Annotated in this window: 19 protein-coding genes and 1 riboswitch; of the genes, 6 read left to right on the top strand and 13 right to left on the bottom strand. The window is 51.6% G+C overall.

Annotated features, from left to right (window positions below):
* Positions 1-396 precede the first annotated feature (396 nt).
* Entirely contained in the window at positions 397-1,710 is a 1,314-nt protein-coding gene (locus C4H11_RS08820; protein ID WP_234819920.1) for an alpha-L-fucosidase, read from the top strand.
* 67 nt (positions 1,711-1,777) lie between these two features.
* Positions 1,778-2,893: a carbohydrate-binding family 9-like protein gene (locus tag C4H11_RS08815; protein WP_106041328.1), complete on the top strand. Its 1,116-nt coding sequence runs from the start codon at positions 1,778-1,780 to the stop codon at positions 2,891-2,893.
* A 113-nt stretch (positions 2,894-3,006) separates the two neighbouring features.
* On the opposite strand, the gene C4H11_RS08810 is transcribed toward C4H11_RS08815, so the two are convergent.
* From C4H11_RS08810 to C4H11_RS08790, 5 genes are all read right to left on the bottom strand, one after another.
* Positions 3,007-5,496, bottom strand: a complete 2,490-nt coding sequence (locus C4H11_RS08810) for a glycoside hydrolase family 3 N-terminal domain-containing protein (RefSeq protein ID WP_106041327.1) — start codon at positions 5,494-5,496, stop codon at positions 3,007-3,009.
* A gap of 252 nt (positions 5,497-5,748) precedes the next feature.
* On the bottom strand, positions 5,749-6,942 hold the full coding sequence (locus C4H11_RS08805; RefSeq protein ID WP_106041326.1) for an esterase: 1,194 nt from the start codon (positions 6,940-6,942) through the stop codon (positions 5,749-5,751).
* Positions 6,943-7,031: 89 nt separating this feature from the next.
* Positions 7,032-7,913 (bottom strand): alpha/beta hydrolase, encoded by an 882-nt coding sequence (locus C4H11_RS08800; protein ID WP_106041325.1) that lies wholly within the window; start codon positions 7,911-7,913, stop codon positions 7,032-7,034.
* Between the two features lie 225 nt (positions 7,914-8,138).
* The gene (locus C4H11_RS08795; RefSeq protein ID WP_106041324.1) at positions 8,139-9,188 is read right to left on the bottom strand and encodes a ribonucleotide-diphosphate reductase subunit beta; all 1,050 of its coding nucleotides are present in this window, start codon (positions 9,186-9,188) and stop codon (positions 8,139-8,141) included.
* Between the two features lie 15 nt (positions 9,189-9,203).
* Positions 9,204-11,723, bottom strand: a complete 2,520-nt coding sequence (locus C4H11_RS08790; protein ID WP_106041323.1) for a ribonucleoside-diphosphate reductase subunit alpha — start codon at positions 11,721-11,723, stop codon at positions 9,204-9,206.
* 70 nt (positions 11,724-11,793) lie between these two features.
* Positions 11,794-12,011: riboswitch (cobalamin riboswitch) on the bottom strand.
* A 391-nt stretch (positions 12,012-12,402) separates the two neighbouring features.
* Between C4H11_RS08790 and C4H11_RS08785 the strand changes: the two genes are divergently transcribed.
* Positions 12,403-12,807 carry a hypothetical protein gene (locus C4H11_RS08785; protein ID WP_106041322.1) on the top strand — a complete coding sequence of 135 codons (405 nt, stop codon included), beginning with the start codon at positions 12,403-12,405 and terminating at the stop codon, positions 12,805-12,807.
* Between the two features lie 20 nt (positions 12,808-12,827).
* On the opposite strand, the gene C4H11_RS08780 is transcribed toward C4H11_RS08785, so the two are convergent.
* Positions 12,828-13,535: a YgjP family zinc-dependent metalloprotease gene (locus C4H11_RS08780; RefSeq protein ID WP_317045981.1), complete on the bottom strand. Its 708-nt coding sequence runs from the start codon at positions 13,533-13,535 to the stop codon at positions 12,828-12,830.
* A 258-nt stretch (positions 13,536-13,793) separates the two neighbouring features.
* Between C4H11_RS08780 and C4H11_RS08775 the strand changes: the two genes are divergently transcribed.
* A complete protein-coding gene (locus tag C4H11_RS08775) occupies positions 13,794-14,657 on the top strand; it encodes a head GIN domain-containing protein (RefSeq protein ID WP_106041321.1) in 864 nt (287 codons plus the stop codon).
* A gap of 385 nt (positions 14,658-15,042) precedes the next feature.
* Here the strand turns inward: C4H11_RS08775 and C4H11_RS08770 are convergent, their stop codons facing one another.
* The 7 genes from C4H11_RS08770 to C4H11_RS08745 form a co-directional block, all read right to left on the bottom strand.
* Positions 15,043-15,525 carry a hypothetical protein gene (locus C4H11_RS08770; RefSeq protein ID WP_106041320.1) on the bottom strand — a complete coding sequence of 161 codons (483 nt, stop codon included), beginning with the start codon at positions 15,523-15,525 and terminating at the stop codon, positions 15,043-15,045.
* Complete coding sequence (locus tag C4H11_RS08765) at positions 15,515-16,024, bottom strand: RNA polymerase sigma factor (protein WP_106041319.1); 510 nt, start codon at positions 16,022-16,024, stop codon at positions 15,515-15,517. The genes C4H11_RS08770 and C4H11_RS08765 overlap by 11 nt, the downstream gene beginning before the upstream one ends.
* 102 nt (positions 16,025-16,126) lie before the next feature.
* Positions 16,127-16,900, bottom strand: coding sequence for an acetylglutamate kinase (gene argB, locus C4H11_RS08760; protein ID WP_106041318.1), 774 nt, complete (start codon positions 16,898-16,900; stop codon positions 16,127-16,129).
* A 257-nt stretch (positions 16,901-17,157) separates the two neighbouring features.
* Positions 17,158-19,050: a biosynthetic arginine decarboxylase gene (speA, locus tag C4H11_RS08755; protein ID WP_106041317.1), complete on the bottom strand. Its 1,893-nt coding sequence runs from the start codon at positions 19,048-19,050 to the stop codon at positions 17,158-17,160.
* A gap of 116 nt (positions 19,051-19,166) precedes the next feature.
* The gene (locus C4H11_RS08750) at positions 19,167-19,694 is read right to left on the bottom strand and encodes a shikimate kinase (RefSeq protein ID WP_106041316.1); all 528 of its coding nucleotides are present in this window, start codon (positions 19,692-19,694) and stop codon (positions 19,167-19,169) included.
* A gap of 131 nt (positions 19,695-19,825) precedes the next feature.
* Positions 19,826-19,993, bottom strand: a complete 168-nt coding sequence (locus C4H11_RS14175; RefSeq protein ID WP_164996522.1) for a hypothetical protein — start codon at positions 19,991-19,993, stop codon at positions 19,826-19,828.
* 79 nt (positions 19,994-20,072) lie between these two features.
* Positions 20,073-20,678 (bottom strand): nitroreductase family protein, encoded by a 606-nt coding sequence (locus C4H11_RS08745; protein ID WP_106043277.1) that lies wholly within the window; start codon positions 20,676-20,678, stop codon positions 20,073-20,075.
* Between the two features lie 212 nt (positions 20,679-20,890).
* Here C4H11_RS08745 and C4H11_RS08740 point away from each other — a divergent pair, with 212 nt between their 5' ends.
* Both C4H11_RS08740 and C4H11_RS08730 read left to right on the top strand, forming a co-directional pair.
* Entirely contained in the window at positions 20,891-21,529 is a 639-nt protein-coding gene (locus C4H11_RS08740) for a ribonuclease H1 domain-containing protein (protein WP_106043275.1), read from the top strand.
* Positions 21,530-22,363: 834 nt separating this feature from the next.
* The gene (locus C4H11_RS08730; RefSeq protein WP_106041314.1) at positions 22,364-23,905 is read left to right on the top strand and encodes an arylsulfatase; all 1,542 of its coding nucleotides are present in this window, start codon (positions 22,364-22,366) and stop codon (positions 23,903-23,905) included.
* Positions 23,906-23,952 lie beyond the last annotated feature (47 nt).

Below are 23,952 nucleotides of genomic sequence, written 5' to 3'. Positions count from 1 at the left end.
CCAACACTAAGAAACAAAAAGTCGCAAGAAACTTCTTCATACAACATTTTTCTCTTTCAATCCATATCACCGGCTCCTCCAACAAGCCCTTCTCAACGTCTTCTTCTACAAATGTAGGAAAAGTCCGCTTATCGACAATAGGAAGGAAGCGGATGGGCCGGGCCTCTTCATAGATTTCTAATGGTTCTTATTATTCTGAGGGCTCTTATTGCTGAAGGCATTTATGAGTCGCATCACATGCATACAGCCACCAAGAGATGACAAGTTTTTAAAATATACTGTTTATTTTTTGCCACTCTGAGAAAAAAGGCATACTTTCACTGCCTGATTATCAAACCTATATTGTTCACAATGAAAAATACGAAGAAATGGGCGGCTGTCCTTCTCCTCTTGTGCATGGGAGGCAGCGTGTCGGCACAGCCCCGGCCGACGGAAGAGAAAGACGAGGCGTATCACCGCCGCATGGAGTGGTTCGACAAGGCCAAGCTGGGCATATTCATCCACTGGGGCATCTATGCCGTAGGGGGAGTGTCCGAAAGCTGGTCGTTCTACAACGACTACCTGCCTTACGAAGAGTACATGAAACAACAGGGTGGATTCAAAGCCGAAAAGTATAAACCCGAAGAGTGGGTGAAACTTATCAAAGAGAGCGGAGCGAAATATACGGTCATCACCACCAAACATCACGACGGCTTCGCCCTGTGGGACACGAAAGCAGGGCAACTGAGTGCCAAGAAGACATCCGCTGCCAAACGCGACCTGCTTACCCCTTTCACCGATGAAGTGCACCGCCAAGGGCTTCGCCTCGGACTTTACTACTCGCTGCTTGACTGGAGCCGCGACGACTACCCCAACAAGACCAAGACCACGAAGCGCTATGACATCAAGGACGACCCGGTACGGTGGCAATCGTTCTGCACATTCAACTTCGCACAACTGAAAGAATTGAACAGTGCCTATAAGCCCGACCTCTATTGGTTCGACGGCGATTGGGAACAGTCTGCCGAAGACTGGAACTCCAAAGGCATCGTAGAGCTGCTGCGAACACCCAATCCGGATGTCATCATCAATTCGCGCATACAGGGTTACGGCGACTATGCCACTCCCGAGCAGGGCGTACCCGTGGTACGTCCCAAAGAGAAGTATTGGGAACTGTGCTACACCATGAACGACTCTTGGGGCTACCAACCCACCGACACCAACTACAAGACCCCGCAGATGTTGCTGCGCTCCTTCGTGGACTGCCTCAGCATGGGAGGAAACATGCTGCTGGACATCGGTCCCAAAGCCGACGGAACCATTCCGCCCCGGCAAGTGGAGATACTGAAAGAATTCGGACGTTGGACATCCAAGCACAAAGAGGCCATCTACGAAACCCGTGCGGGCATCCCGGCCGAGCATTTCCACGGAGGATATACCACACTGAACCGCGAAGGAAACATCCTTTACCTTTATCTGCCCAATCGTCCTAACGGCCCCATCGAGCTGAAAGGCATCGCCAACACCGTGCACCGTACATGGGTGGTGGGCAACGGCAGCATGCTGAACCATAAGGTGTACAACAAGCTGTATTGGAGTTCCGTTCCCGGCATCGTCTACATCGACGTGCCCGAAGAGTGCTTGGACGAGCAGATTACCGTCATTGCCGTATTGCTCGATGGCCCTATCAAACTCTATCGAGGCGAAGGGCAGGTGATTTCGGTGAACTGATTTCTCAGACGCAGATGAAACGGATGACGCGGTTTATCCTTATTCTTAACCAAACTCTTTTTTCATAATGAAAAAACTCTTCTTATCATACTGCCTTTTATTGACAGCCACAATAATCTCTGTCACGGCACAACCGCTGACCGAGCGATACGGCAGATTCCTGACACAACCCGAAGGCTACGTATGTCTGCGCACCACCGATACGATCTGCATCGACGGCATCCCCGATGAAGCGGTATGGCAGCATGCCCCTCTCATCACCCGTTTTACGGACATCAGCGGAGAGGGATATCCCACCCCACGGCTCCGCACGCAGGCAAGGATGCTTTGGGACGACCGCTACCTATACATCGCCGCCGAGCTGCAAGAGCCCGATGTATGGGCCGATCTGAGGCAGCGCGACACCATCGTTTACTACAACAACGATTTCGAGGTGTTCATTGACCCGGATGGAGACGGGCACCACTACTATGAAATCGAAGCCAACGCCCTCTGTACCGTGTTCGACCTCTTTCTGGAGAAGCCCTACCGCGCACCCCGCCGCCCACACGTGCAGTTCCAGTGGAACTGCCCCGGCTTTCGGATAGCCACGCACGTAGACGGCAGTCTGAACCGCCCGGGCGACACCGACCGCGGTTGGAGCGTGGAGATGGCCATCCCCCGCGAAGCCATCGCCGCAGAGTTCGACAACTGCCTGCAAGCGGGCCGCTACCTGCGCATCGGTTTCTCGCGCGTGCAGTGGCAACACGTCACGGACAAGGACGGCCGCTATCGCCGCAAGCAAGGAGCCGACGGCAAGTTCCTGCCCGAAGACAACTGGACGTGGGGACCTACGGGTCAAGTAGCCATGCACATGCCCGAACGTTGGGGTTACGTCTACCTCTCCGGCCTCACCGCAGGCAGTGCCGCTCCCGAGGCTTTCCGCTACCCGGACACCTATCCCGTGGAGCGCTTCCTGTGGATGCTGTTCTACGCACAAGAGGAAGAATACGCCAAGCACGGTCGCTATCACGCCACCATCGAAGCTTTCGGTCTGACAAAGGAGGAACTAAACGCACTGCCTCTGGGCAGCCATGTCAGCGTAGAGGCCATCAGCCATAAGTATGAGATCACAGTCACCCTACCCGATGGCAAGCGAATGAGTATTGACGAGATGGGATGCCTCGCCAGTGAAACAAAGTGAGCACACTTAAACCCTATGGTACAAAAAAGCGAAGGATGTGGTTCTTTTTCTTGAACCGCACCCTTCGCGTTATTTGCGCTTGGCACTACGATATACGCCAGCTACTTACCTTCTTATTTGTTCGGCGTTTCCCACTTCTTGGTGTCCGTGCAAGCCACATTCAGGATGCGGTCGCCTGCCTGTATGCGGAAATCGCCTTTCTCCAGAATCCACTTGCCGTCATAACCCACAAAGGCAAGGTCGGAGGCTTTCACTTTCAGGGTCACGGTCTTTGTCTCGCCCGGCTTCAGCTCCACCTTCTCGAAAGCGCGAAGACGGCGGATGTCGGGGGTGAGTGAAGCCACAAGGTCACTGCTGAACAGCAGAACGCTTTCCTTACCAATGCGGTTACCGGTATTCTTCACATCAACGGTGAAGGTCAGTACGTCGTCGGCCGTGAAGTTTGGCTTGTCCACTTTCAAGTTGCTGTATGCAAAAGAGGTGTAGCTCAACCCGTAGCCGAAAGGCCACTGCACGGAAACCTGCGCGTCGTAGTTATAAGCGCCCTCCATCTGCCGGCCGATGTGCTCGCAGGGCTTGTAGTCGTACGTAATCAACGAGTTGATTTCCTTGGGATAGGTAAAAGGCTGTTTTCCGCTGAAGTTAGCGTCGCCTGCCACGAGGTTGGCTAATGCGTCGCCACCGTAGTTGCCCGGGAGCATGGTGTTGACAACGGCTTTGGCCAAAGGCTCGATGTCGGCTATCAGGCGAGGACGGCCTTGGTTCAGAATCAGAATGATGGGTTTTCCGGTCTTGGCAAGCGCCTTCACTAAGTCAAGCTGATGCTGAGAGAGCGCAAGGTTCGTCAGGTTGCCGGGCGTTTCGCAGTAAGAATTCTCTCCGATGCAGGCAACGATGCAGTCGGCACCGGCGGCGGCAGCCACTGCTTTCTCTATCTTGGGAGCATTTTCTTCCCACCAGTTACCTCCCTGCTTATAGGTGACACCGGCTTCGTAGATGATATTATCGGCGCCGAACTTATGGGTGAAAGCTTCGAGAATCGTATTGTAGGCCGCAGCATGTTCATCGGCCTTGTCACCCTGCCAAGAGTAAGACCAGCCACCGTTGAGGCAGCGCATAGAGTTGGCGTTAGGGCCTGTAATCAGCAGCTTTCGGCCTTTGCTCAAGGGCAGAATGCCGTCCGCATTCTTCAGAAGCACCAACGATTCTTCGGCTGCCTGCAATGCGGCGGCGGCATGCTCGGCACTGCCGAACAGGGGGAAGTCCTTCGAATCATAATAAGGCTTCTCGAACAGGTTGAGGCGGAGCTTCATACGCAGCACGCGGCGCACGGCATCATCGATGCGGCTCATGGGCACTTCACCCTCTTGCACCAGTTGCTTGAGCAGCGGACAGAAGTTCCAATCGTAAGGGTCCATGGACATGTCAATACCGGCATTGATGGCAAGCTTGATGGCTTCTTTCTTGTCTTTGGCTATGTGGTCGCGCTTCCAGAGGTTGTCGATGTCGGCCCAGTCGGTCACAATCAGGCCGTCCCAATCGAGATCTTCCTTCAGCCACTTGGTCAGCAGCTCGTAGTTGGCATGGAAGGGCAGACCGTTGTTCATGGCGGAATTCACCATGACGGAGAGTGCTCCGTTTCTTACCATTTCGAGATAAGGGGCAAAATGTTTCTCGCGCATGTCCTGCAGAGTGATCGATGAGGGTGTGCGGTCTTTGCCCGATACGGGAACGCCATAGCCCATGAAGTGCTTCATACAGGCGGCCACACGGTCTACTCCAATCAGGTTGGGGTTGTCTCCTTGAAAACCGATGACGGACTCGCGCCCCATCTCGGCATTCAGGTAGGCGTCTTCTCCATAGTTTTCCCACATGCGCGGCCAGCGAGGATCGCGCCCGAGGTCGGTCACCGGAGCGTACGTCCAAGGGATGCTTCCCGCCTTTGTCTCGTAAGCGGAGATGCGTGCGCCTTCGCGCGTTAACGGGCGATTGAAGGTGGCTCCCATGTTGACGCCTTGGGGGAAGAGCGTTCCGCCCAGCGTGTAGGTGGTTCCATGTATCTGATCGACACCGTATATACAAGGAATGCCCATCACCTGCATAGACTTCTCCTGAATGCGCTTGATGATTTCCTGCCACTTCGCCACGCTCTGCGCCACACCGGAGGGCACATTCAGGATGGATCCGACTTTGTATTTTCCAATCACGGAGTCGAGCTTTGCTTCGTCCAATTGGAAGCCTTTGGCGCCTTCTATCTCCTGAATGCGCATGTAGAGTTTCATCATGACATCCTGCTCCGGCATTTCCTTGCCTATCTTGAACTCTTTCTCGAGCTTATACCGGCGGACAATTTCTTTCAGTCGGTCGGGCGTGATGTCTTTCGGGTCAATGCCTGCGAAAGGGTTGGCTTGCTTCTGCAACACGTCGATGGTGAGTTCGCACATCTGCCCCACTTTCTCGTCCAATGTCATCTTCTTCAGCAGTGTTTCAATCTGCCTTTCTATCTTCTCATCTCTCGGGATGGCAGGCTTAACGGTGGTCTGCGCCGCGGAAGTCAGTACTAAGCCGGATAGGGCTAATGATAAGATTAATTTCTTTTTCATGGTTATAATATTGGTTTGATGTTTGCAAATATAGCGACATCCTGCCACACCGAAGGGTATGGCAGGATGCTTTTTAGGGTCGGTTTTGTTATTTTTTCAGGGTGGCGATGGATTCTTTCAACTTCAGCAATCTGTTTGTTTTCTGTGTCAAGGCAGCCACATCGGCACTCAGATCCGTTTTGATGTCGCGCGAAGAAGCACCTATCAGGAGTTTATAAAGTGTTTCTTCATGATATAAGTTTATTAAAAGGGTTATTTGAATAACTGCGGTACAAACTCCGTCAAGTAGATACGCCAGTTCTTCCAGATATGTCCTTCTCCGGTCTCATAATAGGAATAGTTACAGCCTTTCTCGTCCAGCAGTTTGCGATAGTCTTCATTGGCCTTGTACAGGAAGTCGGTCTTGCCGATGGCAATCCAGTAGAGAGCCGGCTTCTTGGAGAACTGAACCTTCAGCTTGGCCTCCATGTCTTCGTACACTGGCGACTTGGCATCTTTATTGGGCATGATGGCCGCAGAGAATAGGCCTATATAATCGAACATGTCGGGATATTGCTTGGAAATGTGCATGGAGTGAAAACCTCCCATGGACAATCCGGCAATGGCCCGGTTCTTCTTGTTGGCAGCAGTACGGAAATTCTTGTCGATGAACTTCACCACATCGGGGAAAGCGGTCTCAAACGAACCTTCCATCGTTTTGGGTAACTGCATGTCAGGAGCGACAAAGCCCAAAGACGATTCGCCCGGTGCGGCTTCCTGTACGGCATTTCCATTGGTCATCACGACAATCATCGGTTTGGCCTTGCCCTGAGCAATCAGGTTGTCGAGAATTTGTGCGGTACGTCCAAGTGCAATCCAAGCCTCTTCGTCGCCTCCCATGCCGTGAAGCAGGTAGAATACGGGATAACGCTTGCCGCTTGTTTCATAACCGGCAGGAGTGTAAACAGTCAGTCGGCGTTCCATACCCAATGTAGGGCTATTGTACCACATACGGCTTACTGTTCCGTGAGGCACTTTGTTCACTTTATACAAATCGGCGCGTTCTCCACCGATGATGAATACATTGGTTACGGAAGCCACGTCGCGAATCATGTAGACGTTGCCCGGGTCCATCATCTTCAAATCATTTACGATAAAGGAGTAGCTGTAAAGCTCCGGCTTCAGAGGTTCGGGAGTGGTAAATTCCCATATACCGTCCTTACCTTCTTTCAAATCGGCCACACCCGGGCCATCAAACTCTCCGAAAGGTGTCTTGATTTTCTGTGTGAGCAGAAAATCGCCGGTGATTTGTACTTTCACCGCTTTCGGCGCTTTCAGACGAAACGTAACGGTGTTGTCGTCGTGTATCTCCGGTGAGACAACCGGGGCGCCTCCCCAGAGAGCTTGCTGTGCAAAAGTCATCGCACACATCAGCAACAAGGCTGATAAAAGAGAAAATCTTTTCATTATGCACTATTTAATCGTTATATTTTTAAATATTATGTGTTTATAGTGTGTCACTACACCAATTGGTCAGGCAAAGCAGCCCGTCTCTTCTATTTTCCAAAACAGCGGGAGACAAAAGGCAGGCAAATGTAGAGTGCCGAATGCCAATACTCGGAAATGTGTCCGCCATCGCGTACACGGAACTGACAAGGTATCTGTGCCTTGCGCATGGCTTGGAAGAACTCGATGTTGCGGTCGAGCAGGAAATCATCGTCACCACAATCCACAAACCACTGTACGGAGCGCAACTGCTTTTTACGTGCATCGTCAGCCTCTTCTACATACTTCACGCAACTATGCTCCATCACCGACTTCGTCAACAGGCTCATCTTGTCGTCCGGATTAGGTGACGGATTCTCCGAACCCACCGGAATATTCATCAAGGCACTCATCGCATAAGCGGCGCAATACATGTCCGGATAGCGTTGCGCATAGCTTGTCGCTCCACCTCCACCCATCGAAAGGCCTGCGATGGCACGGTGCTGTTTATCGCGCGCCACCCGGTACGTCTTCTCGATATACGGGAGGAACTCTTTGTAGAAGAAGTCTTCATACGCCCACCTCGGCATGTTGAAATAGCCGTTCCATACACCTGCATAGATATTGCCTCCGGCATTGGGAGAGACGATGATCATTTCACGGGCCTCGCCGGAAGCCACCAGCTGATCCATTACATCCTTCACCCGTTGATCGGTGAACCAGCTGGTGTTGACGCCCATCATGCCATGCAACAAGTAAAGTATGGGATACTTTCTTGTAGCATCTGTGTCATAACTCTTAGGAAGATAGATGGTAAACTGCCGGTTCGCACCCAACACCTTGCTATAGATACTGTCGGTCACGACCTTACTTTGCGCCCTCAAAGCGGAGAACTGCGCCTTTGCCCCCAAGAGCATGCAGAGAGCAAAAAGAGAAAGGATTAATCTTTTCATGATATAGTCTTAAGAAATATACTACAAAGTAGTTAACTTCCGGGCTAAAACCAATTGATTTATATCAAATTCTCCACGACTTTTATTTTTACGCCATGAAGATGCTGTTGCAACGGACTACTGCATCTTCATGTCATCGTGCTTTTTTCTGTTTGCAAGTTTTGATTTCATTTTTTACACCAACTATAAGTAGTAAAGGAACTGACGGGGGAGAGGCAACAAGAATCACAAATCATCCTCTAAAGCAGTACTCTTGGCATAGGTCGTGCTTTTAGCTTCAAAAAAGTCGGTCTTCACCATATTGGCATTGGAGTATTGCGACACCCAGCGCATGCTCTCAGGCTCCTTGCGATGGTCTTCGTACAAGAAGCCGAAGCCCAAGCTGTGCCAACGCAGGTTGCCGAGATAAAAGATATATTCCTCCAGCATCTGCTTGTTGAGTCCCTGTATGTCGTCGCCTATGACGTATTGCCCCCACTCTATCTCCTGCCTCACGCCTTCGCGCATCATGCTTTCGTACACGCCTATCTTATCGGGAGTGAAGAGTTCGGGTTCTTCTTTCTTCAGTTCCAAGATGATGTTGCGGAACAGCCACAGATGGGTGTTCTCGTCGCGGTTGATATAGCGTATCTCTTGGGCCGAGCCCGACATCTTGCCGTTGCGGCTCAGGTTATAGAAGAACATGAAGCCGCTATAAAAGTAAATGCCTTCGAGGATGTAGTTGGCAATCAGCGTCTTCATCAGCGTGAAACCGTCCTGACTATTCTGAAAATCATTGTAACAATTGCCGATAAACGTGTTTCGCTTCAGCAGATGTTCATCCGTTTTCCATTGATAGAGGATGTCGTTACGTTCTTCCGGACTGCAAATAGAGTCGAGCATATAGCTGTAGCTCTGGCTGTGTACGCACTCCTGAAAGGCTTGTATGTGCAGACAGAGATTCACTTCGTTTGCCGTGATGTATTCGCTTATGGTAGGCAGGTTGTTGCTTTGAAGCGAGTCGAGGAAAACAAGGAAACTCAGAATCTTGTCGTAGGCCGTGCGTTCGGCTTTCTCCAGATGGGGATAATCCTTTATGTCTTGAGTGAGATTGATTTCTTCGGGTATCCAGAAGTTGTTCATGGCCTGCCGGTACCAGTCGCTCACCCACTTGTAGCGCATGTTGTTGAAGTCGTTCAGATTGGTCGTATTGCCGCCAATCATTTTCCTGAAGCGGAGTTCGATATCGCCTTCGGGATTAAAAAGAGCGTTCTTTTTCAGTTTTTTTATTTCCATAATCGTTCGTTTTGGTTAGGATGCACAACTTTCACATTCTTCTACTTCCAAGGACTTGCTGCGGACGTAATATACGGTCTTCACTCCGCACTCCCAAGCCAGCAGATAGAGATTCAAAAGTTGGCGCATGGTGAATTCGTTGGTGATGTACAGGTTCATGCTTTGCGCCTGGTCTATATGCCGTTGGCGGATGCCCGCAGCACGCACGCTCCACGATTGTTCCAGCAGATAGGCGTCTTTGTAGAGCCAATAGGTTTTGTCGGAGAGGCCGGGCGCCACCCGCGGAAGCATGGCTCCTTTTTTCTCTTCGAGGAAGAAACGTTTCATCACCGGGTCGATGCCCGCCGTGGTTCCGGCAATGATGCCGGTGCTGCTGGTGGGGGCAACGGCCAGAAGATAAGCGTTCCGCATCCCCTCTGTGGCAACGGACGCCGCCAGTTGCCTCCATTGGGGCGAATCGTATCCGCGCTTGACGAAGTAGCTGCCCGTCTGCCAGTCGCTTCCTTCAAAACAGGCGTACTTTCCTTTCTCCTTGGCCAGCTCCATGCTGGCACGGATGGCGGCATAGTTGATGCGCTCGAACACCTTATCCATGAAGCGGAGATGTTCTTCGCTCTCCCAACGGATGCCGCGCAGGGCGAGCGCATGGTGATAGCCGCTGACGCCCAGACCGATGCTGCGGTAGCGGTGGTTCGTGATTTGCGCGAAAGGCAACGGGTAGAAGTTCAAGTCGATGACGTTGTCCAATGCCCGGACCACGGTTGCCACCTTTTCCTGCATGCGCTCCTCATCCTCCAAAGGCAAGTGCCCCAACGAGAGGCTGGCAAGGTTGCAGACCACAAAGTCGCCGGGGCGGACCGTCTTCACCACCACCGTATCGCCATCCGTCGTCCGGATATCGGTAGAGACGGATTCGATGGCCGACATGTTCTGCGCTATCTCCGTGCAGAGGTTGGAGCAGTAGATGATGCCTTTATGGGGATTGGGGTTGGCCCGGTTCACCGTATCACGGTTAAAAGTAAAGGGTGTGCCTGTCTCCACGGCGGAACGGAGTATCAGCCTCACGATGTCTTTCAGGCTCATGCTGCGGCGGGATAGGCGCGGGTCGTTCACGCAGTCCCGATACCTCCGCTCCCACTCTTCTCCGTAATAATCTTCGAGGCAATAGCCTTTCACGGTCATGATTTCATTGGGGCAGAACAGGTGCCATTGGTTGTTCAGGTCTTCTTTCGCCATCTGCCAGAAGAGGTCGGGATAGCACACGGCGGGAAAAATGTCGTGCGCCTTCATGCGGTCGTCTCCGTTGTTGGTGCGGAGCTGCAAGAATTCGGGCAGGTCTTTGTGCCAAACATCGAGGTAGACGGCCACGGCACCCTGCCGCATTCCCAATTGGTCGACGGCCACGGCAGTGTCGTTCACCAGCTTCATCCAGCGGATGACACCTCCGGCCACGCCTTTGAAGCCCCGGATGTTTCCACCCGTGGCGCGCACCTTGCCGAAGTACATGCCCATGCCGCCGCCGAACTTGCTTACGGTGGCAAAGTTGTCGATGCTGCGGTATATGCCTTCGAGGCTGTCGGGCACGGTATCGATAAAGCAACTGGAGAGCTGATGGTAGGGCTTCCGGGCATTGGAAAGGGTGGGCGTTGCCATGGTCACTTCCAGCAGGCTCAGCATATCGTAGAATTTCTTCACCCACTGCAACCGGTCGTGCTTTTCGGGCAGGGCCAGATGCAAGGCGATGCCCAGAAACATTTCCTGCACCGACTCCATCAGCTCCGCCGAGCGTGTGCGGATGAGGTATCGCTTATAGAGCAAGTCCAGCCCCGAATAGTTGAAGAGCTTGTCGCGTTCGGGACGGATAAAGCCGAAGGCCATTTCTATCTCTTGCCTCGAATAGGCATTGAGTATATAGCTGCCGTACAAAGCCTCGTCCGTGAGATAGCATAGTTTGTCGTAGTAGGATTGGACATCCGCTTTCTCCGTCTGCACTTTCAGTTCTTTCGTCATACGGAAGTTGAGCAGCCGGGCGGCGATAAACTCCCAGTCGGGAGCTTCCTGCGTGGTGAGTTCCACGGCAGCCTTGATGAGCATCGCCAGCCGTTCTTCGGCCGCCATGTCGGGCTTGCAGAAGCCTGCGAACTTCTCGGCCAAGACGTTCAGGCTGTATTCACTTCCCGGAAAGTCGTTTTGTATCTCTTTCAGCACATCGACTATGGCCTCGTCTTTTGTTCCATTGACAATCTGCGTGAGGGCTTTCCTCCGTTCGGTGCGCTGCCAGCGATAAAGTATGTAGCTTTTGGCCTCGGCATAGAAGCCGTGTTCCATCAAACTGCGCTCCACCTCGTCCTGAATGCACTCCACCGCACGTTTGTCTTCGTTCCGGTTCAAGAACTGCTCCACTTCATCGGTTACGGCATGAAGGGCTTCGTCAGTAATGTCCTTGCCCGTGCCAACAAAACTTTTGCGTATGGCAATGGCTATTTTCTCTCTGTTATAGGACTCCACAGTCCCATTCCTTTTAACTATCTGCATGTGATGTTTTTAGATTTGAATAAAAATACTCGTACACAGTTTGCCACCGTTCCCTAATCCCACGAGCGGAACCGGCTTTTCGAGAATGGCAGGTCTTCTGACTGACTCCTCGTTTCCAACGCCTTCCCGCAATCTCAAACGCTGTTTTCAAGAATGCAGTGGCAACAGGTTGTGCCGGAAATTTCGGCGGAGCTTCACAGCAGCGGGACTGTCCGGGATTTCCACCCGATTCCCTTTTAATCCGGACGGCGGGAAAATCCGCCCGAAACCATTGTGGGGCAAAGATAGCACAAATTGTAATTATTACATTATTAAATCTACTTAAAAGTACAGATTCCCACTCTCGGAAAGAAAAGGCATTCACTGCGAAAAATATTACCAAAAAAAGAGCGCTTGAAAGAGGCAAGAGAAGACGAAAAAGAAGAAAGAGGATCAGTTCCGTATCGAGGCTACCTAAGTCCTATACTTAGGGTATCTATATAATACTTTGGTCAACCCCTCTCAGAAGTGTTTCTGGCGAGGGATGGAGCGCATCCCCGTTTCTCTCGAAGAAAGAGGTTTCGGGCATGATAAACAATCGGTACATCCGCTCCCCTTTCCTCATTCTATTATACACTGAAAAGCAGTCAATCCGAATTTATTCGCTACATTTGCAGCATTCTCTAAACAAACTCCAACTATGACACACCGTCTGAACACCAACAAGCAGTTTATGGTAGGTAACGGCATCCTTGCTTTCGCCGTGATTTTTGTAGTCGTCATCTTCGTTTACATGAGTATGAGGTTGCAGCAAAAGAAAGAGGAGAACCGAAGCTTCGCAGAGACATACACCATCACACTGACCAAAGGGTTCGCCGGTGACTCGCTCTCCCTGCTCGTCAACGACAGCCTGCTGACAAAGCTGAGAATCACGGAAGAACCGTTTGAAATGGAAGTGAAGCGCTTTGCTGAACAAAGCGCACTGATGATTGTGGACAACCTCACCGACCGGCTCTTCTTGTTTGAATTGAGCGAGAAGGGAGGCAACTACCGGTTCGAAAAAGAGAACGGAGAGGTGAAACAACTGTCGCAGACGCAGGACTGACAGCCGGAGGCACGCACACCTCAAAACTCCGTGCGATATTGCTTCAATTCCATGCGCAAGGCTTCCGCTCTGCCCTCCGTCAGCTTGTCTAATAAAGCCCAAAAGCGTTCGCCGTGGTTCATTTCGCGGGTATGCGCCAACTCATGAAGCAATACGTAATCTATCAGATGCTTGGGAAGAAGAACCAAATAATAGGAAAGATTGATGTTGCCACGCATGGAACAACTGCCCCAACGCCCGCTGCTGGAGTTAATCTTCACACTCTTATAAGGCAGGTTGTGCTTCACGGAAAGCATATACAGACGGGGAGGAAGAACAATCTTCGCATTACGCCGCAGGGCCTCCTCAATCACCTTGCGCAACCAAGATTGCAGGTTTCTGTCCGAGAAATCCGCATCCGGCGGACAGATAATCTCCATTTCGCCTAACTCCGAACGGGACAAGAAACGTGCCCTCTGCCCTGCCACCAAAGTCAGCTTAAAGAACTCCGTATCGATACGGTAATCCAAATCTATCAACTTGCGGTTCTGTTTCTCTCCGGCAGCCCTCAAGCGCGGACGAAGCTCCTCCAAAGCTCTCTTCACCTCGGCAAGAGACGTTCCGGGAGGCACCGTGACGTGGACACCGTCTTCCCTCGTCCGAAAGATGAGACGACGCGCACGGGCATTGATGCGAATAAGCATACGCCCGAACTCCTTGTCTTCCAATATGTGTTCCTTATGTTCCATAATGACAAGGCAAAAGAACGAAGATTTGACCGGAAAAACAAGTATTCGCCCGCCAAAAGCGAACGGGGTGTCCGATAACGAACACACCTTTAAAATCATATCACACTAATATACAACAGATTAACATTATGGCATGAAAATTGAGTCAAGTATGCTGACGAAGTTCCTTTCAAAAAAAAGCGCATCTGCATGCAACTTTTACGAAAAGTACTGCGTCTAACAAATAAAGACGAATACCAAATCAAAAAAAGAACGAAAATGAAGAGCTTAACAACAATCATTACAATCGCTTTCTTGGCTTTCTCCACCACCGCCTGTTCGCAACAGCACAGTTACTATTCGAGAGGTTTCTTTAAAGGGAAAACTATAAAGGCCAGCAAGAACTATGTGACGAAAGTCATCAAAACGGACAACTTCATCAGATTGAGCGTAGCCGGCAGTCCGGACGTCAGCTATACGCAAAAAGCCGGCAAACCGGAAGTGAAAGTGTACACTTCGGACAACATCATAGACCTGCTGGACATCCACGTGAAGGACAATACACTTCACATCGGTTTTAAGAAGAATGTAAGCGTAACCTACGGCAAGCTGGAGATTAGCGTTTCAGCAGAGAAATTGAACGGAATTGCCGTGGCAGGTTCGGGAGATGTGGAGCTGGCCAACGGACTGAAAACAGATGAACTCAAAATCTCCGTGGCAGGTTCGGGCAACATCAGCGGAGATAACATTTCCTGCACAGACCTCAGCATCTCCATCGCCGGTTCGGGCGACATCAACAGCAGCAACATCACTTGCAATAACCTCAAAACCTCCATTGCCGGCTCAGGCGACATGAAACTGAACAATGTGACGGCTGTATCGGCCGGCGTATCCGTAGCAGGTTCGGGCACCGTCATTCTGAACGGAAGCACCCCGGAGGCCGCATACAGCGTGACTGGTTCGGGTGACTTATTCGCATCCGATTTTGTTGCCAAGAGGGTTTCCGCCAATGTAACCGGTTCGGGCAGCATCAAATGCCATGCCACCGACTTCCTGAAAGTGCGCACCAGTGGCAGTGGAAGCGTAGGCTATAAAGGCAATCCGGAATTGGACTACCCGAAAAAAGGATTGTACAAGCTTTGATTAAGAGGATAACGGTCATGAAATCAGCGCCTGATAATAGCAGTGCAGGTGGCTTTTCTGCGACACATTCTCTTAAAAGGAACAGGCTTCTAAACAAAAATCTCTCTTAAATTACCTATAATATTAAGAAACAGCATCTAATATGGAGAATGGCAAAAGGTTTCCGTGAGGAAGCCTTTTGTTTTTTCATCCCAATGGAGAGGAAGTGCATGAAAACATAAAAGGGACACCGCATCTCGCGGTATCCCGTCTATCTTAGTTAGTTACTATAAATGTTTTGAGAGAATTGAAACTTCACAGCCTCAACTTGTTTTAATAAAGCACACTAACTATATTATGTTTAAAGCAAATGAAAATATTATTTTATAATTGCAAAGAAAAATATCTACTCTTTGATTTCCTTCTCCTTATCCACAAGGCGCAGGCTGTCTATCACCTGACTTTCCTTAGCAACGGTCGTCTCTCCGGAAAGAGCCACCGAGGGAGCGGAAATCTGTTTACCTATGGTATCAGCCGAGGCCACTTCCTTCACATCGGAAAAGAATGAATGTTGCATCACATTGCCCAGTGAAAGAATCGCCGCCACTACCGCAGCAGCCTTGAACAAGGGTATGAAGCGTGCCGCCAGCGTCAAACGCTTTGCTTTGACTACCGGGACTTCTATTTCGGCCAATACCCGCGCATCGAAATCTTCGCCCAAGTGCACCTCCTGCTGAAGTTGCTCGTATACGAACAATTCTTTATATCGAAGCAGATGTGCGGGAACATCGCTTCCGCTGAAGAAAGCGCGCAGTTGCGCTTCCTCTTCGAGGGAGGTTTCGCACTGCCAGTAGCGCTTCAAGAGTTGTTCTATATATTTAGAGTCCATAACCTTCTGTATCTATAAACTTTTGTTTTACTTTTTGCCGTGCCCTGAAGAGGTTCACTTTTACCTGCTCCTCGGTCAAGTTCAGGACAACCGCTATTTCTTTATAACTCTTGCCTTCGACATCCCTGAGCTGCATAATCAGCCGTTGTTTTTCGGGAAGCTCGTTCATCAACCGGTGTATCAATGCCATCCGTTCTTTATTCACCAGCTTGTCGTAAGGGTTCGATGCATCGGCGAGCTGCTCCATGTCAGGGGTGAATTCCACGGTGTGGGCATCCTTTCGCTCGCTCCGGTCTATCGCCAGATTCTTTGCCACTGTCAGGCAGTAAGCCTCGACCGAACCGAACTGCGCCCATTCATCACGCTTGTTCCAAACCCTTATCAGCGTTTCTTGCACAATATCCTCTGCTTCTGCCCTATCGAACGTGATTCGCAGAGCCAGCCGGAAGAGTTTGTCTTTCAGCGGAAGAATATCATTACGAAAGCTGAGTTCTTGCATCTCTAATAAGTTGACGGTTAAGTATCCAGAAAGTTACAGGCAAATACTATTTTTTTTTGCTTCTGATGTACTTTTTCTTTTGCTTGCCCAAAAGAAAGTACATTAACGCACCATCCTCGTCCCTCCCTCTTCTCCGATAGCCGCAACCGAAGTGATGATTACTTCGGAAACCCCGGAGGTAATTGCCTCGAAAGCATTTTCGAGCTTCGGAATCATGCCGCCTTGAATCACTCCCTCGGCCACATATTGTTTGAACTCGTCGGGAGTTATGTGTGGAATCACGCTGTCATCATCGTTCTCATTGCGGAGCACGCCTTTCTTTTCAAAGCAGAACACTAAGGTGACATCGAACAGCGAAGCAAGGGCTTTGGCGATTTCTCCGGCAATGGTGTCGGCATTCGTGTTCAGCATGTTGCCTTCGCCGTCGTGCGTCAGCGGAGCCATCACCGGGATGATGCCTTTGCAAATAAGGTCGGCCAGCAAAACGGCGTTGACTTGCTTCACATCGCCCACAAAGCCGTAGTCCACCTCTTTCACCGGTCGCTTCACGGAACGGATGGCATCCATGTCGGCTCCCGTGAGTCCCAATGCGTTGACGCCACGTGCCTGCAAACCGGCCACGATATTCTTGTTCACCAATCCGCCATACACCATCGTCACTACTTTCAGGGTTTCGGCATCGGTGATGCGGCGGCCGTTCACCATACGGCTTTCGATACCCAGACTTTCAGCCAGCTTGGTGGCCGAACGTCCGCCTCCGTGCACCAATAGCTTATGCCCCCCGATAGCCGCAAAATCATCCAACAACTTACGGAGGGTGGCTTCCTCCTCCACTATTTTGCCGCCTACCTTGATAACAGTCAGTTTCTCTTTCATTGCTTCCATATAATTCGATTATCCGCAAGATGTCCTTGTGCCGGCTTCCGGCAGACAGTCGCAGACACGATGCGGATAATCAGTTCTCATATATAATTAAGGTGTATACACTCCGGTTTCTTGAAGAAAAAAACCGTATGCATCAGCGATTAACGATTAGGGGTTAGGATTGGTAAGTGAAGGTATTCTTTGGAGGCTGGTTCGCTTTGCAGATACACCCCGCCCAACTAACCGCTAACCACCATACGCTAACCGTTCTATTCCAAATACGTGTATCCGTATAGTCCGGAGCGGTAGTTGGACAAGAATTCCTTGCCCTCCTCTACCGAGATGCGGCCTTCCTTGACGGACTGCGTAACCCACGTTTCCAGTGTGCGCACCAGTTTCTTGGGGTTATATTGCACGTAGTCCAGCACTTCGGCCACGGTTTCGCCGTCAATCAGCTGGTCGATGGTGTAGCCCTTGGAGTTGACAGACACGTGTACGGCGTTCGTATCGCCGAAGAGGTTGTGCATATCGCCCAGAATCTCCTGATAGGCTCCTACGAGGAACACGGCCAGATAGTAGTTTTCCTTGTCGCGGAGCGAGTGCAAAGGCAGCGTGGTGGTATCGGAACGCGAAGTGACGAAGTTGGCAATCTTACCGTCCGAATCGCAAGTCATGTCCTGCAAGGTGGCTTCGCGGTCGGGACGTTCGTCCAGCCGTTGGATGGGCATGATGGGGAACATCTGGTCGATGGCCCAAGAGTCGGGCAATGATTGGAACAGTGAGAAGTTGCAGAAGTATTTGTCGGCAAGCAGCTTGTTGAGTTTGCGAAACTCTTCGGGCACGTGCTTCATGTTTCCGGCAATGGTGTTGATTTCGCGGCAGATGCTCCAATAGAGCTTTTCTATCTGCGCACGCGTGTTCAGGTCGACAATGCCGTGGCTGAAGAGGTCGAGGGCCTCTTCGCGAATCTGTTGCGCATCGTGCCAAGGTTCGAGCATACTGCGCTGGCTCAGGTTGTCCCAGATGTGATACAGTTCCTTCACCAGTTCGTGGGCATCTTCACCCGGTTCCCAATCATCGTCCATTTCGGGCAGGGAGGCCGTCTCCAGCACTTCGAAGATAAGCACGGAGTGGTGAGCGGTGAGGCTGCGGCCGGTTTCGGTGATGATGTTGGGATGCGGAAAGCCGTGTTTGTCGGCAGCGTCGACAAAGGTGGACACCACGTCGTTGACGTACTCCTGAATGGAATAGTTGACGGAGCTTTCGCTGTTAGACGAGCGTGTGCCGTCGTAGTCCACCCCCATGCCTCCGCCGGTATCCACAAACTCGATGTTGAAGCCCGATTTGTTGAGCTGCACAAAGAATTGCGAAGCCTCGCGCAAGGCATTCTTGATGCGGCGTATCTTGGTTATCTGACTGCCGATGTGGAAGTGTATCAGCTTCAGGCAGTCTTTCATTTCTTTCTTCTCCAGAAAGTCGAGCGCTTCGAGCAACTCGCTTGAGGTAAGGCCGAACTTGCTGGCATCGCCTCCGCTTTCTTCCCACTTGCCGCTTCCGCTGGAGGCCAACTTAATGCGAATACCGATGTTAGGTCTCACTTTGAGCTGCTTCGCCATCTTGGCGATAAGATTCAGTTCGTTGAGCTTCTCCACTACAAGAAAGATGCGTTTGCCCATCTTCTGCGCCAGCAGTGCCATTTCGATGAAACTCTCGTCCTTATATCCGTTGCAGACAACCAACGAGCCGGGGTCGGTATTGACACCGATTACGGCATGCAGCTCCGGTTTGGAACCTGCTTCCAATCCCAGATTGAACTTCTTGCCGTGCGTAATCATCTCTTCCACGACGGGACGCATCTGGTTCACCTTAATGGGATAGATAATAAAGTTCTCGCCTTTATACCCATATTCATCGGCGGCCTGCTTGAAACAGCAGGACACCTTCTCGATGCGGTTGTCCAGAATGTCGGGAAAACGAACCAGCACGGGCGCCGCCACGTCGCGTAGCTGCAACTCGTCCACCAGTTCTTTCAAATCGACGGCTACGCCGTCTTTGCGCGGTGTCACCACTACATGACCTTTGTCATTGATACCAAAGTACGAAGTGCCCCAACCTGTTATATTGTACAGCTCTTCTGAATCTTCAATACGCCATTTTCTCATCTACTTCACCAATATGTTTACTATTTGACATTTTACTATTTGCTATTGGGGACAAAAATACACATTAATCCAATATCTTCAGCCTTTTCAGCCGAGAAATGCACATTTACAGGGAATTAAAGTTTCAGGAGGTTGCGCAGCCGTTGGACAGAATCGGATATCTGCCTGCGGCTTTCCAGACGGCCGGCATCGAACAGGTATTGGGCCTGCGAGTAAAAGGGGGCACGCTTCTCCAGTGCCTCCAGAATAAAGGCACGCAGTTCTTCGTCCGTCTTGCCTTGCAGAATGGGGCGTTGCTGCGTGGCCACCCGGAGGCGGCGGAACAGGATGTCGGGATGCACATCGAGAAACACCGTCTGCCCGCAGGCATTCATGTAGTCCATGTTGTCGAAGAAGCAGGGCGTGCCGCCGCCGGTGGAGATGACGACGTCTTCAAACTCTCCCACCTCGTGCAGCATGTTCCGCTCCAGCTGACGGAAAGCATCTTCTCCACGACCGGCAAACAGTTCGCGGACGGATTTGTGGAAACGCTCTTCAATGTACCAGTCCAAGTCGATGAACGGCACATGCATTTCGCGGGCAAAGGCCTTTCCTAAAGTAGTTTTTCCGGCCCCCATGTAGCCGGTCAAGAAAATACGTATCATATCTGCTTCCCTTATGCGCGCAAAGGTAAACAATTTATTTAATCTCCCAGCCCACGGTGAAGGAAGATTGACGGACACAAGTGTCTGTTTTCACAAGGACTTGTGTTTGTCGTGACAGAGGCTTGTGTCTGTCAAAACCCCGAACAGCCACCTACGGACTCGTGCAGCGAGGGGACGCTCCGACCGGCAGAAGCCGTGCCACCTGCATACGGAACACCTCTGCGCAAGCCCTTAGCCATCAACACCCGGATGAAAAAAACGCAGGTGGCACGGTTCTCTAAACCAAAGAACCATACCATCTGCGTTGTGCGCGTCCGGAAAAAGCCTCTCCGCAAACCGTTCTTTCATCTTCCCGGCCAATCCGCCGGAAGAGTGCGATCAAGAACGGAACACCTTGAAACGCTTGTCCATGTCTTCAAAGCTCTTCTCGCCCGGCTCGCCCGTAGGTGTGCCGAAAGGCATCTGAGCCACAAGCTGCCACTCTTCGGGCAGATTCCAGGTGCGGCGCACTTCCTCGTCAATCAACGGGTTGTAATGTTGCAGAGAGGCACCCAGACCGAGGTCTTCGAGCATCGTCCAAACGGCAAACTGATGCATGGCAGAAGTATGGTGCGACCAGATGGGGAAGTTATCCTTGTAAGAAGGGAACGCTTCCTGCAATTTCTTTACCACAGAAGTGTCTTCAAAATAGAGCACCGTACCGTGTCCGGCGGCAAAACAGCCGTCTATTTTGGCTTCCGTCTTGCCAAAGTCTTCGGCAGAGACGAGTTCCTTCAACGTGCTCTTCACGATGTTCCACAACTTCTTATGCCCATCGCCCAACAGCAATACCACTCTCGCCGACTGCGAGTTGAAAGCCGACGGCACGTGCTTCAGGGCTTCGCGAACCACGCGTTCTATCTCGCTGTCCGATACCGGCGAACCGCTGCCGATGGAATAATACGTACGGCGGTGCTTCATGGCTTCGGCAAATGTTCTTCCCATTTTTCTTTTCCTTTCTTTGTTTATATTTGAATTATCCTTTTTCAGAGCCTGTTCCGAGTTTACCCACCCCGCCTGCCAATACTTTCTATTCTGCATGTTCCATGTTCATCCTTGCAGGCTTTGGACACGGTGTAAATTCATCAGTGCGCGAGAAAGAAACAACCTGAAGAGGGATTTTGTTCGGATTTTCTTCTTTACCTTTGTCCTCAGTTATGAAGAAAGAGAAATTTTACGTTGTATGGTCGGGTGTCACGCCGGGCATTTACAGCTCCTGGACCGACTGCCAACTGCAAACCAAAGGCTACGAAGGGGCGAAATTCAAATCGTTCGACACGCGTGAAGAAGCCGAAAAAGCCTTTGCCTCTTCGCCCTACCAATACATCGGGCGAGGGGGATCGCCCACCCGTGCGGCCGCCCGAAAGCCGCAGGACACCCCCCTTCCGGCAGCCGTCGTGGCGGACAGCCTTGCCGTAGACGCCGCTTGCAGCGGAAATCCCGGCGCCATGGAGTACAGGGGAGTGCACGTGGGCAGCCGCCGGCAGGTGTTCCACTTCGGCCCCATGTATGGCACAAACAACATCGGCGAATTCCTTGCCATCGTACACGGCCTCGCCCTCCTGAAACGGAAAGGAATGGACATGCCCATCTACAGCGACAGTGTGAATGCCATCAGCTGGGTGAAGCAGAAGAAATGCAAGACGAAACTGCCGCGCAACGCCCGGAGCGAAGCCCTCTTCGAGTTGATAGAACGTGCCGAGAAATGGCTGCGCGAAAACACCTACACCACCCCCATCCTGAAATGGGAAACCAAACAATGGGGCGAAGTACCCGCCGACTTCGGAAGGAAATGACGGAACAGGCAACGGCTCTCAAAGATACCCCTTTCCGTTTCTTCCGGCATATACCTCACCTGAGTTCGGAATAAGTGATTACTTTGCTAAAGATGCGGGGCTTCACCCTGTCGGGCGGATATTTCCCGGATGCACCGGTTTACGGTGATTGGGCAGAAGAGAAGAGAGCCTTTCAGGCCGGCCGCCCCCGCCCTGTCTGACAGCTGCAAGCCTTTGTCGTGACAGAGGCAAGTGTCCGAGCCGGCAGACACAAGTCTCTGACGTGACAGACACAGGTGCTTGAGCCGTCAGAGGCAAGTGTCTGACAAATCAATATTAAATATCTGATAAGCAATGGGATTCGACTTTGGAGCACAAGCCTCCGTGTGAGGCTGTCGACCTGCTTCTTATCCCGAACTCAGGCAGAGTTCACACTCAGGTTCTTTATCTTTCTCGCCAACGCATTCGATATTCGATATAAGGCTTTGGATATGGGTTTCGTCCGTGCAAGAAAGAGTTTTCATCAGCGGATAAAACCTCTCTTTGCCTTGTCTGAAACAGGAAGAGATTAGGAGGGGAGTTCTATCTTAGCGCTTGCGATGTATATCGCAGGCGCTAAGATATATATCGCAAGGCGCAAGATATATAACGCAAGCGCTAAGATAGAGTTTTCTCCCGTTGGCGGCGAATGTTTTCAGGCAGGTCTCATCATCTTTCGGACGGCATCCCGTTTACTTCTCATCTTCGCGACAATATTGCATCTGCCGGTGTTACGGACTCTGTTTTTTTCCGACAGGCATAGATGAAGTCCGGTTTTCTTTTTCTATTTTTGCATATCACAATCATTAAGAAACCATGAACAACCGGAAAACCTTTTTATGGGGATGTATGGCGCTTGCGGCAACCGGCGTCAACGCCCGGCAGGCGGAAAAGCCCAATATCCTTTTTATTTTGTGCGACGACATGGGCTACGGCGACTTGGGTTGCTACGGGCAACGCTATATCCGGACTCCGCACATCGACCGGATGGCCTCGGAAGGAATGCGCTTCACGCAGGCCTATGCGGGCAGCCCCGTCAGTGCGCCGTCGCGCGCATCGCTCATGACCGGACAACACACAGGACATACCGAAGTACGGGGCAATAAGGAGTATTGGAAGGACGCATCCCTCATCATGTATGGCGACAACGAAGATTACAGCATGGTGGGGCAGCATCCCTACGCCCCCGGACACATCATCCTGCCCGAAGTGATGAAGAACAACGGCTATACCACCGGACTTTTCGGAAAATGGGCGGGAGGCTACGAAGGTTCCGCCTCCACACCCGACAAGCGCGGCGTGGACGAGTTCTTCGGATATATATGCCAGTTCCAAGCCCATCTTTACTACCCCAACTTCCTCAACCGTTACAGCCGTACGCAGGGCGACACGGGCGTGGTGCGTGTCGTGATGGAAGAGAACATCAAACACCCCATGTATGGCAAAGGCTATGAACTGCGCACACAATATTCTGCCGATTTGATTCACCGCAAGGCATTGGAATGGATCGACAGGCAAGACGGCCGGCAACCCTTCTTCGGACTGCTGACCTATACGCTTCCGCATGCCGAACTGGCACAGCCTGACGATTCGCTGTTGCAGGCCTACCGCAAGCAGTTCTTTCACGACCGCACATGGGGCGGAAGCGAAGGCTCGCGCTACAATCCGTCCGTCCATACACATGCACAGTTTGCTGCCATGATTACAAGGTTGGACGCTTATGTGGGCGAGATTCTGCAAAAGCTGAAAGAGAAGGGGCTGGACGAGAACACACTGGTGGTATTCAGCAGCGACAACGGCCCTCACGAAGAGGGAGGAGCCGACCCTGCTTTTTTCGGACGCGACGGGAAATTGCGCGGACTGAAGCGCGAGTGTCACGAAGGGGGCATCCGCGTGCCTTTCATCGTGCGGTGGCCCGGACGTGTTCCGGCGGGGACAACAAGCAGTCATCAACTGGCTTTCTACGATGTGATGCCCACTTTCTGCGAACTGACGGGCGACCGCCGTTTTCCCAAAAAATATCTGAACAAACAACTGGCGGACGACTGCTTCGACGGCATCTCGTTTGCCGCAGCCATGACGGGCGACAGCCTTCGCCAGCAACGTCACGATCATCTGTATTGGGAGTTTCACGAAACCGACCAGATAGCCGTGCGCCGTGAAGACTGGAAGATGGTAGTGAAGAAAGGAGTGCCCCACCTTTACAATCTGACTGAAGACATACACGAAGACCATGACGTCGCCGCCTCGTATCCTGACGTAGTGGAACAGCTGGTAAGCATCATACGGAAGGAGCACCGTCCCAGCAGGTTCTTCAAAGTGACACTGCCCGAAGCGGCGAAACAGCCGTTGCCTTGACATGCGACATTTATGTATAATCCCAAGCTTGGGCGAAGGCTCTTTTG

This window comes from Bacteroides zoogleoformans (assembly GCF_002998435.1).
Lineage (GTDB): Bacteria > Bacteroidota > Bacteroidia > Bacteroidales > Bacteroidaceae > Bacteroides > Bacteroides zoogleoformans.
This window is presented reverse-complemented; position numbering and strand designations above follow the sequence as displayed.